The following is a 12,315-nucleotide window of genomic DNA, read 5'->3' on the forward strand; positions in this document are numbered from 1 at the left end:
AAATTAATTATTTTTGATGAGAATCAAATTCAAAAATAATGAAAAAATACATATATAGTCTGTTTCTTCTTGGTGTGATCGTCTATTCTTGCAAAACTCAGCAAGCAACTCCTGCTACAGTATCGACTGAAACTTCTGCTCCAATGGCAAATCTTAGCAAAGAAGAAATGCTTAAAAAAGGAGAAGATCTATTTAATTTAAAATGTGGAAGATGCCACGGATTGCCTTCACCTTCACAGTTCACGATAGCAGACTGGCAGCCGATTATGGCAGCAATGGCACCTAAAGCAAAATTAAATGCGGACGAAACCAATTGGGTTTTGGCTTACGTGAATGCGAATGCGAAGAAATAACTATTCTTCTTTAACAATAAGGTCCTGGGAATTTTATTTTTTAATTATTTTTAAACACACTCAAAAGCTTAGTTTTAAATTATTCTAACATTTTTTCCAAAATATCCACCGCACTTTTCGGCAAATTAGTTCCCGGACCGAAAATATGATGAGCGCCATTTTGATACAAAAATTCATAATCCTGTTGCGGTATTACACCTCCAACGACGATTGTGATATCATCTGCTCCCAATTTTTTCAGTTCCTCCACCACTTGCGGAACCAACGTTTTGTGACCAGCCGCCAAAGACGAAACGCCTAATATGTGAATGTCATTTTCCACAGCTTGTATCGCCACTTCTTCCGGCGTTTGGAAAAGCGGTGCAACATCCACATCAAATCCCATATCGGCAAATGCAGTTGCTACGACTTTTGCGCCACGGTCGTGACCATCTTGTCCCATTTTTGCGACCATAATTCGTGGTCGTCTTCCTTCCTGGTCTTCGAATTTCTGGCTTAAAGCAACTGCTTTTTCAAAGTATTCATTTTTTCCTGCATTCATTGCGTAAACTCCTGATATGGTTCTGATATTGGCTTTGTAACGTCCGAAACTCTCTTCCATCGCATCGCTCATTTCGCCTAATGTAACTCTTCTGCGAGCGGCTTCTATGCAAATTTCCAGAAGGTTGCCGCTTCCGGATTTGGCACACTTCCGAATTTCATCTAAAATTTGGTTCACCGCCACGGTGTTTCTACTTGATTTTATTGAGTCTAATCTTTCAATTTGTTTTCTGCGGACTTCTGTATTATCAATATCAAGGATTTCGATTTCGGTTTGTTTTAAATCTGATTTGAAGGAATTGATGCCGATGATAAATTCTTCGCCATTGTCTATTTTTGCTTGTTTAATGGCTGACGCTTCTTCAATTCTCATTTTTGGGATTCCGGCTTCGATGGCTTTGGTCATTCCGCCTTCTTTTTCCACTTCATCTATGAATTTCATTGCTTCCTCAATCATTTGTTGGGTTAAAGTCTCAATCAAGTGACTTCCGCCCATCGGGTCGACAACGTCGCAGATTCCGCTTTCCTGCTGAAGAATAATCTGCGTATTTCTTGCAATTTTTGCTGAATAGTCTGTTGGTAAAGCGATTGCCTCATCCAAAGCATTCGTGTGAAGAGATTGCGTTCCGCCTAAAGCTGAAGACAAAGCTTCAATTGTAGTTCGAGTGATATTATTGAAAGGTTCTTGTTCTGTCAAGCTCCAGCCAGAAGTTTGGGAATGCGTTCTTAAAGCTAAAGATTTTGGATTCTGCGGATTGAATTGTTTTAGAAGATTCGCCCAAATATAGCGAGCGGCGCGCATCTTGGCGATTTCCATAAAATGATTCATTCCGATTGCCCAAAAGAATGATAATCTTGGGGCAAAATCATCGACGTTCATTCCAGCTTTGATTCCGGTTCTTACGTATTCCAAACCGTCTGCTAAGGTGTAGGCCATTTCCAAAACCGGTGTTGCGCCAGCTTCCTGCATATGATATCCCGAAATCGAAATCGAGTTGAATTTCGGAATGTTCTTAGAAGTATATTCGAAAATATCGGCAATGATTTTCATTGATGGTGTTGGCGGATAGATGTAAGTATTTCGCACCATAAATTCCTTCAGAATGTCATTCTGAATGGTTCCGGAAAGCTTGTCCATCGATACGCCTTGTTCTTCTGCAGCTATAATGTAAAATGATAAAACCGGTAAAACGGCACCGTTCATCGTCATTGAAACTGAGATTTCGTCGAGTGGAATTTGATCAAACAAAATCTTCATATCTTCCACAGAATCAATTGCAACGCCTGCTTTTCCAACGTCGCCGACGACTCTTGCATGGTCGGAATCATAACCGCGGTGTGTTGCCAAATCAAATGCTACCGACAGGCCTTTTTGTCCGGCCTGGAGATTTCTTCGATAAAAAGCATTAGACTCTTCTGCGGTGGAAAATCCTGCATATTGACGGATGGTCCACGGTTTCTGAACATACATCGTAGAATAGGGACCACGTAGGAAAGGCGCAATGCCTGCCGAGCCAGCTTTGATGTCTTTGTTTTTGACATCTTCGCTGGTGTATTTTGATTTCAGTTCCAAACCGTCTTTTTCAAAAGTGTAATTTTCTGAATTGGAATCTAAGGTAATGGTCTTGAAATCAGGGTTTTGATTTTGTATTTTGTGGCGCATTTTGTTTTAGTCTTGTGGAAAGTAAATGTAAGGAATTTTGGGAAAGGTTTTGAACCACAAAAGGCACAAAAGTTTTTTACACTTAAATAAAATGAGTTAATCCTAAACCCAAATAAAGAACACATAAGTTTATAGGTGAGCACTTCGACTCCGCTCAGTGTGACAACTCTAATATAGTCTGCGCAATTTTAACAGTGTCAGTCTGAGCGGAGTCGAAGACTTTTCTATTAGAGACATCATCGTAAGCGACAATTTGTCATCAATTGTTGGATGGTCTTTTTTTTGTGAAATCTTGATGGACTGTGGAAACCCGCGACAGGGATAGTAGTGGAAATCCTTTTGCTTGGGAAATGTGTCAATCAGTGACAAATCGTGAAAAGCAAAAGATTGCAACGGATAGCCCGGTGACAAAATAGCGTGGGTAAAGCTTTGGCTTTTGGCAGTCGCCCAAATAGATGTGAGAGTTTAGATGTTAGAAATTAGATTGATTCTGATGTTTAGATTTTAGGTAATTAATAAAACAAAAAAATAATATAAATATGTCAACAGGAAGTATTAATGTGTCGGTGGAGAATATTTTTCCGCTGATCAAGAAGTTTCTCTACAGTGATCACGAGATTTTTCTTCGTGAATTGATCTCGAACGCGACAGATGCAACGACGAAGTTGAAACATCTGACGGTGATTGGTGAAGCGAAAGTGGATTATGGCAATCCGATCATCGAGGTAAAAATTGATAAAGAGGCGAAAACGCTTACAATTAAAGACCAAGGTCTTGGGATGACGGGCGAGGAAGTGGAGAAATACATCAACCAGGTTGCATTTTCCGGTGCGGAGGAATTCCTTGAAAAATATAAGGATTCTGCGAAAGATGCAGGAATTATCGGCCATTTTGGTCTTGGATTTTATTCGGCGTTTATGGTGGCGGAGAAAGTGGAAATTTTCACTAAATCTTATAAAGATGACTCCAAAGCAGTGCGTTGGATCTGCGACGGAAGTCCGGAATATACTTTGGAAGAAACGGAAAAATCTGACAGAGGAACGGAAATCGTGCTTCATATTGCAGAAGATTCTTTGGAGTTTTTGGAAGAATCCAAGATCCGTGAGCTTTTGACGAAATATAACAAGTTCAATCAAATTGCGATTAAATTTGGAACGAAAACTGAGACTTTGCCTTTGCCAGAAGGTTCGGCGGAAGATGCAAAACCTGAAACGGTTGAGGTAGATCATATCATTAATAATCCAAATCCTGCCTGGACAAAAGCGCCGAGTGAGCTGAAAGCGGAAGATTATAACCAATTCTACAGAGAATTGTATCCGATGCAGTTTGAAGATCCGTTGTTCCACATCCATTTGAACGTGGATTATCCATTCAATTTGACAGGTGTTTTGTTCTTCCCGAAATTGGCGAATAACCTTAATATTGAGAAAGATAAAATTCAATTGTATCAAAATCAGGTCTATGTGACGGATGAGGTGAAAGGCATTGTGCCGGATTTCCTAATGTTGCTGAGAGGTGTGATCGATTCTCCGGATATTCCGTTGAACGTTTCGCGTTCTTACTTGCAGGCTGATGGCGCGGTGAAAAAGATCTCGTCTTACATCACGAAAAAAGTGGCGGACAAGATGGTGTCTCTCTTTAATGAAAACCGCAAAGATTACGAACAGAAATGGAATGACATCAAGATCGTGATCGAGTACGGAATGATCTCTGAGGATAAATTCTACGAAAAATCTGACAAATTTGCACTTTACCCAACAACGGAAGGTCAATATTATCTTTGGAATGAATTGGTTGAGAAGATCAAACCTGTTCAAACGGATAAAGATGGCAAAACGGTCATTCTGTATGCAACCAACGCTGATGAGCAGCACAGCTACATAACGTCTGCGAAGGACAAAGGTTATGAAGTTCTCTTGTTGGATTCCCCAATTGTGCCGCACTTGATCCAGAAATTGGAAGGTTCTAAGGACAATGTTTCTTTTGCCAGAGTGGATGCGGATCACATCAATAACTTGATCAAAAAAGATGAACCTGTTATTTCTAAATTGAATGAAACGGATAAAGAAACTTTGAAGAAAAACATCGAAGAATCAATTAATGATACGAAGTTTACAGTTCAGCTGGAAGATCTGGATTCTACAGATGCACCCTTTACATTGACTCAGCCGGAGTTTTTCAGAAGGATGAAAGATATGCAGGCCACTGGCGGCGGTGGCATGTTCGCAATGGGCGGTTTCCCGGAGATGTACAATCTGGTGGTGAATTCTAATTCAGAGTTCGCTGGGGAATTACTGAAAAAAGAGAGTGCTGAGGAGAAAACTGCGATGATCAACCAAGCTTTGGATCTTGCAAAACTGTCTCAGAATCTATTGAAAGGAAAAGAACTGACAGACTTTATCAAACGCAGTTTTGAGAGTTTGAAATAGTATAAAAACCATTGTCATTCCTACACCAAAAAGGCGTCCTGAGATTTTTCAAGACGCCTTTTTATATCAAATTCGCAACGGTGTAGATCATCAAACCTACCAGACCACCCACGATAGTACCGTTGATCCGGATAAACTGAAGGTCTTTTCCAACTTCCAATTCCAACTTTCGGCTGAGTTCTTTGCCTTCCCAATTTCCGACCGTGGTGCTTATCAATTCGCCGAAACCTTTTATGTTTTTTAGGATGTATTGATAAGCGGTGACTTGCACCCAGTGGTCAATCCGGTTTTGGAATTGCGCATCATGCTGAAGATTGAAAACAAACCCGTCCAGATTTTTTTTGATATAAGACTTCAGTTTAGAATCCTGATCTGTTAACTCTTTCAGAAGTGTGGATTTTAAAGATTGCCAGATGTCACTGGAATATTGATGCAGCTTTTCGCCCTGCAGGAATTCTGATTTTATATTTTCGAATTCAGATTCCCACCTTGGATCTTCTTTCAGTTCCTTAGAAAATTCGAAGATTTTATTGGTGATTTCAGCTCTTAGGGCGTGATTCACATCCTCTTCCACTTCCCGAAAATAATCGCTCAACCCTTTCGTTATTTTTTCAGAAATTTTGGAATCGACTGATTTTGGGATGAAGAAAAAACTTTCCTTTTCTACTCTTTCTGTCACCAACTGCTGATTTTCAAGGATGTAATTTTTGATTTGAGAACTGAGTGCCGTGATCAATCTCTGATGGTCATTTTTTGTCAAAATATAATCGATGCCGTTTCCAATGATCGAATTTAATTTGACCGAGTCGGTCATTTCTTCCGCTTTGCTGGTGATGAATTTTACCACCGTTTCGTCTTCCAGCTTGGTCATAATATTAATTAAAATGGATGACAGTTCAGTCATCAGAAGATGCTTATTTTTCTCTTTGGCAAGCCAATCACCAGCGTAAACCGAAACTTTTAGTTTTTGAATGTATGGCCTTATATTCTGGGGTGAAAGAAAATTCTCTACCACGAAGTTTCCTAAGTTGTCTCCAATTTTTTCTTTAGAATTCTCAATCAAATTGGTGTGCGGAATTCTGATTCCAAGAGGATAATGAAAAAGTGCTGTCACAGCAAACCAATCCGCCAATGCACCCACCATTGCTGCCTCAGAAAATGCCCGAATATAACCAATCCAATGCCCATGATCTTGCTTCTGGAGAATCGTTGTTACCACAAAAATAATGACCATGAGAACAAATAATCCTGTCGCCAAGAGTTTGTGGTTGCGCAGCTGTTGTTTTTTTAATTCATCATTCATAAGTCAGGAAAATCGAAAATCATTCCAAACAAATTTATCGTTATTTGCGGAAAATAAATTTATTTTTACAAGAAAGTATTTTGCGATGTTGAAAAAACCTTTGAATATATTTCTTTTACTAATGGCCGCCATAATCCTGATCATTTACATGTCCGGCTACAATTATCTTTTCAAAGGCATCAGACTGACTTATCTTAAGGGCGAGTCAAGCTCTACGATAGCGGATGGGACATATTTCCCCTCTCACATTATTTCTAAAGGAAACCCAAAACCTTGGCCTGCAGATATCAATTATAACAAAAAGCCGCTATCTCAGGAATTGGAAAAACACCTAAAAGATACAGAGTCTGTTTCTTTTCTGGTCATACAGCACGGGAAACTTCTGCAGGAGCATTATTGGGATCATTATAAAAGAAGCACCGCCAGCAATTCTTTCTCTATGGCCAAAACAGTGACGGTTTTACTTTTGGGGAAGGCAATTGATGACGGTAGAATCATGAATGTGAATCAGAAATTTACTGATTTCTATCCCGAGTTTTCTGAGAAAGAATTTGGAAGTCAACTCACGCTGGAGCATCTAGCTTCTATGGAAGCCGGTTTGGATTGGAAAGAGAATTATAAGAATCCCTTCGGCCCCAATGCAGCCTCTTATTACGGGTTTGCTTTAGCCGATGTTGTTTTTCAGAAAAAGTTCAAACAGAATCCAGGGGAAAAATTTGAATACCAAAGTGGCGCCACTCAACTTCTGGGATTTGCGGTGGGAAGAGCCGTGGGAATGCCATTGGCCGATTATGCCTCGGCGAAGCTCTGGAAGCCGCTGGGAATGGAGCAAAACGCAGCGTGGTCAACAGATGAGACAGGCGTAGAAAAAACCTTTTGCTGCATCCAGTCCAATGCAAGAGATTTTGCCAAATTGGGATCTCTTCTTCTCAATAAAGGAAAGTTCGAAAATATGCCTTTGATTGATGAAAATTTTATCGGTAAAATGATCACACCTGCGGAACAGTCCAATGGTGCTTACGGCTTAGGAATATGGATCAACTATGACACCCACATCCATCACTACTATCTTTACGGACTTTATGGCCAATATGTGATCGTAGTGCCGGAATATGATATGATTGTGGTAAGATTAGGACACAAGGAAGGCGAAAAAAAAGATTCTAAAAGCCGCCCCAAAGAAGTTGAATTTTACATCAGTGAAGCCCTCAAACTCGCAGAGAAATAATTATTCTGCATCGTAATCCAACAGCGCAAAAACACTTAACAGAATGCTGCTCCTCAGTTTTTGCTCTGCTTCTTTCATATACTGCGCCTCGTTGGTTGCGGGAATGTAAAGTTCATAAAAACTTCGGTTTCGGATGACAAAAAGGGTAGAACCAATGATCATCGTCAAAACATCTTCCGATTTTGGCGCATTGTGAAAAACACCCGAGACAATTCCTTTTTTGACAAGGTCATCCAACCTGGCCACGCAGATCTGATAGAACTCGAGAAGATCATCCTTGACATTATCCTGCGTTCTGATCTCCTGGGTTATAAAACCGTGGAAATAGCTGTATTTGAAAAGCAGCGAGACGATATAATTGATGATCTCCTTCATCTGCATTTCTGGTTTTCCCTCTTTGATCGTCTGTGCAAACTCAGAAAAGCTCTCCTTGGTACGCTGTACACGGTACTGATACAGATAAGACATCATCTTTTCCTTAGAACCGAAGTAATAAGAGATCATCGCCACATTGATGTTGGCTTTGGTACAGATATCCCTTACAGAAGTCCCATCGAAGCCTTTTTTGGCAATCAATTCCTCTGCAACATCTAGGATTTTTATCTGCTTATCAGTAAATTTTTTTTTCATTTATTTTGAACGATAGAATGTAAAATTAATACTTATTTTGGTTAATTACAATAGATTATTATGCAATGCTTTGTATCCGATTTTAAATAAAATTTGTACCATTGTAACCGTCCTCAGTTGCCGCTACTTTGCCAAAAGATTTCACGGTTACTACAGACATCTGTAATCATAAAAAACCAGCTCCGCAAAGAGGGTTTATGCTAAATGAAGTTGGAGTAAGCTGCTTTACTTCGACTTTCCAAAAAACTTTAATTTCTTATCTTTGACTATGGATTTTTTAGATTTTCATCACCATCAACGGGGAAAAAACGGAATTTATAATTTGAATGTGAATGAGGAATTGCCGAGTGGAAAATTCTCTGCAGGTTTGCACCCAAAAGATATCACGCAAAACTGGAAATCCGATTTTGAAAAAATAAAAACGATCTCGTCTTTAGAAAGCTGCCTTGCCATTGGCGAGTGTGGACTGGACGGATTGATTGCCGTCAATGAAGATCTCCAGAATGAAGTTTTTAAAACGCATATGACCTGGGCAGAAGAGATCAAAAAGCCAATCATTATCCATTGTGTGAGGCGCTTTTCCCAAATTTTGCATTATAAAAGTGCCAAAGTTCCTCTGGTGGTCCATGGTTTCAATAAAAAAGAAAACGTTGCAAAAGAACTTGGAGATGCAGGCTTTTACCTCAGTTTTGGAAAAGCAGCATTAGAAAACTTATCTTTGCAAAAAGTAATTAAGACTTTTCCCATCCAAAGATTATTTATGGAAACGGATGATGCTGATTTTGAAATCACTAAGCTCTATGAGAAAGTAGCCGAGATCAAGTCAATCTCTTTGGAAAACCTAAAAGATCAAATGTGGGAAAATCTAGATCAAATTGTGAGTAATGGATAAATTTTGGCTGGAACGCACCGAGTTATTGATCAAGGAAGAAGGCATCGAAAAACTTCAGAACGCTAAAGTTTTGGTGGTAGGTCTGGGCGGTGTTGGGTCTTTCGCAGCAGAATTTTTGGCGAGAGCCGGCATTGGAAAAATGGTCATTGTAGATGGCGATGTGGTAGATATTACCAATATCAACCGCCAGTTACCAGCATTACACTCAACGGTAGGACAGCATAAAGTGGAGTTGGTTGGAGACCGTTTGATGGACATCAATCCAAGACTTGATCTGACTAAACTTAATGAGTTTCTGGAGCCGGAAAGGATGAATGAACTCATCCGATCCGAAAAATTCGATTATGTGTTGGATTGTATTGATTCCTTAACTCCAAAAATCGCGTTGATCATTGCTTGCCGAAGAACCAAAACCAAACTGGTTTCATCTATGGGCGCTGGCGGAAAGTCTGATCCCAGCAAAGTGATGGTACGTGATATTCATAAAACCAACAACTGCCTGCTGGCAAGACAGGTGAGGAAACGCCTGAAAAAAGAGAAAATTGACAAGGGTTTCCGATGTGTTTTCTCTACAGAATTACAGGATGAAGACAGCTTGAAAATGACGGACGGTACCAATTTTAAAAGGTCATTTTATGGAACCATTAGTTTTATCCCTGCCATTTTCGGACTGTATGCCGCAGCTGAAGTCATTAATTATTTAACTGGAAGAGAATAATGTTTTGATGAAAATAAACAGTTTCCCCACCCACGAAAAACTGAAACGGAAATCAGAAATAGACCATCTTTTTAAGAAAGGTAAGTGGCTGACTGTGGATAATATCCGGGTAATTCATATTAAATCTTCTGAAAGTTTTTCTGTTCCTAATCATCGAGTTGGTGTTTCTGTTGGGAAGAAGTTTTTCAAAAGGGCGGTAGATCGTAATCGCATAAAACGCTTGCTAAGAGAGTCTTATCGGCTAAACAGATCTGTTTATCTGGAAGCTTTCGGTGAAAAATCTATTGTGATGCTTTTCTGGGCCTCAAAGGAAATGCCGGAGAATTTTTCTGTCGTGGAAAAACAGTTTCTGAATCTCTGCAAAAAGAAATCCGAATCTTAAAGAGTCGCTAGATGTGAGATTAGAAGTTAGATTTTAACTAATTCTGACTTTGCATCTGTTTTTATTTGTAATTTTATTCTCAAACAATATTACAAATGGCTGAGATTTTACCTTACTTACTGAGCACTTTTATCGGAATTGGATTGGCTGCGGCTTCTGGTTTCCGGGTTTTTCTACCCTTATTTGCTGTGAGTCTTGCTTCTTATTTGGGATTGATACCAATGAGTGACAACTTCGAATGGCTTTCCGGATTAGCAACTCTTATTACCACTGGCGTTGCCACGGTAATAGAGATTCTGGCTTATTATATTCCTGTCGTTGACAACTTCCTTGATACATTATCTATTCCTTTGGCGACGATTGCTGGATCTGTTTTATTTGCCAGTCAGTTTATGGAATTGGGAACTTTTCCACAATGGGCTTTGGCATTGATTGCTGGTGGCGGAACGGCTGCGACGATAGCATCAGGCTTTGCAGGAACACGAGCCGCGTCCACAGCCACCACTGGCGGAATAGGGAATAATGTGGTTGCGACTACTGAAACAATGGGTGCTGGACTGATGTCTGTACTATCTATCTTTCTGCCTGTGATTGCTTTTATATTCGCTATTGCATTAATTGTTCTCGTTTTGTTTTTTGGAAGGAGACTTTGGCGGAAGATGAAAACGCAGAATTCTGGCATATTTTAAAACAGAAAAGACCGCGAGTGGCGGTCTTTTCTGTACTTATTTTAATAGTGATTACTCTATTTTAATATTGTCTATCTGTAAGTCATAAACTCCAGCAGAACCTGTTTTGATGGCAAACATATCTTTACCAGAAGCTAAGTTAATACCCGTAACACCTACGAGGTTTATTTCAATCAATTTCCATTCGCCGTTGGTATTGATAGATCCTGTATATTGATTGGCATCTGCAACGTTCAGTATCGTGCTGTTTGTAAACACGCCTAGGTTATAGGTGTAGTAAGCCGGTGTTCCTGTTGTTTTATAAACATTAAATGAAAGTGACTTACCTGTTGCTGTTCCCTTGATATACATCGTAATTCTTTTTGGATTAGTAGGTAAACCGGCTGCTGCTGTGGAGGTAAATACATAGTCATTGGCCGTTGGCGTTCCTTTAAGCTGTAAAGAGTTCGTTCCATTGAATCCAAGTCCTACACCTTGCGTTGCATAAGGTTTTAAACCAAAATTATTAACACTAGAGATGAAAGTAGCCCAATTTTCAAAGTCAGAACCTGGGAAAAGATTGACTGCAGTAGTAGAAGGGTTTTCTGGTCCTCCTGGATTTCCAGGTGTTGTAGCAAATCGATCTTTTGTGAAATTAACGTCGTTGGTATTTCTGATTAACATTTGGAAATTAGCATTATATCGACTAACAACAAAAGTCAAGTCTCCACTTTTCACTGGAACTAGAGTAGATCCGAAGGTAGAGAAGCCAGAGTTTCTAATAATGGTTGTGTTACCGTTTTTACCTTCAATATTTCTGTCTGTATCTTGTCCCACTCCGGCAACGTAGTTGATATATGCAGGCGGTTTTGTAGGATCATCTAATGTAAATTGAACATCAGAAACCTGAACTAGGGTGTTGATGTATTTTTCTGCTTTTGCGGCATTCAAGTTGGCCAATTTTGTAGGAACAAGGGTTGCAACATCCAGTCCATTGCTTCCATTACATACGCCCGCAAGATATCTTGTCAAAAGAATGCTTGGAATTCTGCCGATAGCATAGGTAGGATCTAGAGATCCTATTTTGATGGTTCCTCTGTCCCATCCAACAACCAATCCGTTTGCTTTGATACGCACGTGTGCTCCTACAGGAAAATCTGCGTAGTTCGAAGCTTTATCAACTTCCATTTGCAAACCAATGGTTGGATTTTCGGTTTTATCTTGGAATGAGATTGTTTTGTAAAAATTACCACTCTCATCGGAAGATACAATATAGCCATCAAAGATCACAGGTGCTCCAGTAGCAGGAACTTTGTAGGTACTGCCAGTGGCCGCTGCAGGAGCTAATGCTGCAAATGCTGCCATCGTAGTTGTAGGTGTGTCAAACCTATTGTTACAAGTGATTTCTGGCGTATTCCAGTCATCATCTTTGACGCACGAAGTCAAGGTTACTGCAACAATTGCAGAAAAAACCAATGTTTTGATTGTAGTATATGTTTTCATTATTTT

General features: G+C 39.7%; 11 protein-coding genes. 7 read left to right on the plus strand and 4 right to left on the minus strand.

Annotation, left to right across the window (positions count from 1 at the left end):
* Nucleotides 1-38 precede the first annotated feature (38 nt).
* Nucleotides 39-353, plus strand: a complete 315-nt coding sequence (locus F564_RS0105830) for a cytochrome c family protein (RefSeq protein ID WP_028121794.1) — start codon at nucleotides 39-41, stop codon at nucleotides 351-353.
* Nucleotides 354-432: 79 nt separating this feature from the next.
* On the opposite strand, the gene scpA is transcribed toward F564_RS0105830, so the two are convergent.
* A complete protein-coding gene (gene scpA / locus F564_RS0105835) occupies nucleotides 433-2,556 on the minus strand; it encodes a methylmalonyl-CoA mutase (protein WP_028121795.1) in 2,124 nt (707 codons plus the stop codon).
* 539 nt (nucleotides 2,557-3,095) lie between these two features.
* On the opposite strand from scpA, the gene htpG reads away from it, so the two are divergent.
* The gene (htpG, locus tag F564_RS0105840) at nucleotides 3,096-4,985 is read left to right on the plus strand and encodes a molecular chaperone HtpG (RefSeq protein ID WP_028121796.1); all 1,890 of its coding nucleotides are present in this window, start codon (nucleotides 3,096-3,098) and stop codon (nucleotides 4,983-4,985) included.
* Between the two features lie 61 nt (nucleotides 4,986-5,046).
* Here htpG and F564_RS0105845 read toward each other — a convergent pair whose 3' ends face one another.
* Nucleotides 5,047-6,288, minus strand: coding sequence for a DUF445 domain-containing protein (locus F564_RS0105845; RefSeq protein WP_028121797.1), 1,242 nt, complete (start codon nucleotides 6,286-6,288; stop codon nucleotides 5,047-5,049).
* Between the two features lie 121 nt (nucleotides 6,289-6,409).
* Here F564_RS0105845 and F564_RS0105855 point away from each other — a divergent pair, with 121 nt between their 5' ends.
* Nucleotides 6,410-7,516, plus strand: coding sequence for a serine hydrolase domain-containing protein (locus F564_RS0105855; RefSeq protein WP_028121798.1), 1,107 nt, complete (start codon nucleotides 6,410-6,412; stop codon nucleotides 7,514-7,516).
* Here F564_RS0105855 and F564_RS0105860 read toward each other — a convergent pair whose 3' ends face one another.
* The gene (locus tag F564_RS0105860; RefSeq protein WP_028121799.1) at nucleotides 7,517-8,146 is read right to left on the minus strand and encodes a TetR/AcrR family transcriptional regulator; all 630 of its coding nucleotides are present in this window, start codon (nucleotides 8,144-8,146) and stop codon (nucleotides 7,517-7,519) included.
* 268 nt (nucleotides 8,147-8,414) lie between these two features.
* Here F564_RS0105860 and F564_RS0105865 point away from each other — a divergent pair, with 268 nt between their 5' ends.
* From F564_RS0105865 to F564_RS0105880, 4 genes are all read left to right on the plus strand, one after another.
* On the plus strand, nucleotides 8,415-9,038 hold the full coding sequence (locus F564_RS0105865) for a TatD family hydrolase (RefSeq protein WP_028121800.1): 624 nt from the start codon (nucleotides 8,415-8,417) through the stop codon (nucleotides 9,036-9,038).
* The gene (locus F564_RS0105870) at nucleotides 9,031-9,756 is read left to right on the plus strand and encodes a tRNA threonylcarbamoyladenosine dehydratase (protein ID WP_028121801.1); all 726 of its coding nucleotides are present in this window, start codon (nucleotides 9,031-9,033) and stop codon (nucleotides 9,754-9,756) included. The genes F564_RS0105865 and F564_RS0105870 overlap by 8 nt, the downstream gene beginning before the upstream one ends.
* A gap of 7 nt (nucleotides 9,757-9,763) precedes the next feature.
* Nucleotides 9,764-10,138 (plus strand): ribonuclease P protein component, encoded by a 375-nt coding sequence (rnpA, locus tag F564_RS0105875; RefSeq protein WP_028121802.1) that lies wholly within the window; start codon nucleotides 9,764-9,766, stop codon nucleotides 10,136-10,138.
* Nucleotides 10,139-10,233: 95 nt separating this feature from the next.
* Nucleotides 10,234-10,827, plus strand: a complete 594-nt coding sequence (locus F564_RS0105880; RefSeq protein ID WP_034980862.1) for a DUF4126 domain-containing protein — start codon at nucleotides 10,234-10,236, stop codon at nucleotides 10,825-10,827.
* A 51-nt stretch (nucleotides 10,828-10,878) separates the two neighbouring features.
* On the opposite strand, the gene F564_RS0105885 is transcribed toward F564_RS0105880, so the two are convergent.
* Entirely contained in the window at nucleotides 10,879-12,309 is a 1,431-nt protein-coding gene (locus F564_RS0105885) for a DUF5689 domain-containing protein (RefSeq protein WP_028121804.1), read from the minus strand.
* Nucleotides 12,310-12,315: the final 6 nt, after the last annotated feature.

This window comes from Epilithonimonas tenax DSM 16811 (assembly GCF_000428485.1).
Classification (GTDB): Bacteria; Bacteroidota; Bacteroidia; order Flavobacteriales; family Weeksellaceae; genus Epilithonimonas; species Epilithonimonas tenax.

What these genes read in the sequence shown, in the direction of transcription:
- F564_RS0105830 (WP_028121794.1), top strand. Translation starts at nt 39, where the DNA reads ATGAAAAAATACATATATAGTCTGTTTCTTCTTGGTGTGATCGTCTAT.
- htpG (WP_028121796.1), top strand. Translation starts at nt 3,096, where the DNA reads ATGTCAACAGGAAGTATTAATGTGTCGGTGGAGAATATTTTTCCGCTG.
- rnpA (WP_028121802.1), top strand. Translation starts at nt 9,764, where the DNA reads ATGAAAATAAACAGTTTCCCCACCCACGAAAAACTGAAACGGAAATCA.
- F564_RS0105870 (WP_028121801.1), top strand. Translation starts at nt 9,031, where the DNA reads ATGGATAAATTTTGGCTGGAACGCACCGAGTTATTGATCAAGGAAGAA.
- F564_RS0105855 (WP_028121798.1), top strand. Translation starts at nt 6,410, where the DNA reads ATGGCCGCCATAATCCTGATCATTTACATGTCCGGCTACAATTATCTT.
- F564_RS0105880 (WP_034980862.1), top strand. Translation starts at nt 10,234, where the DNA reads ATGGCTGAGATTTTACCTTACTTACTGAGCACTTTTATCGGAATTGGA.
- F564_RS0105860 (WP_028121799.1), bottom strand. Translation starts at nt 8,146, where the DNA reads ATGAAAAAAAAATTTACTGATAAGCAGATAAAAATCCTAGATGTTGCA.
- F564_RS0105865 (WP_028121800.1), top strand. Translation starts at nt 8,415, where the DNA reads ATGGATTTTTTAGATTTTCATCACCATCAACGGGGAAAAAACGGAATT.
- scpA (WP_028121795.1), bottom strand. Translation starts at nt 2,556, where the DNA reads ATGCGCCACAAAATACAAAATCAAAACCCTGATTTCAAGACCATTACC.
- F564_RS0105845 (WP_028121797.1), bottom strand. Translation starts at nt 6,288, where the DNA reads ATGAATGATGAATTAAAAAAACAACAGCTGCGCAACCACAAACTCTTG.
- F564_RS0105885 (WP_028121804.1), bottom strand. Translation starts at nt 12,309, where the DNA reads ATGAAAACATATACTACAATCAAAACATTGGTTTTTTCTGCAATTGTT.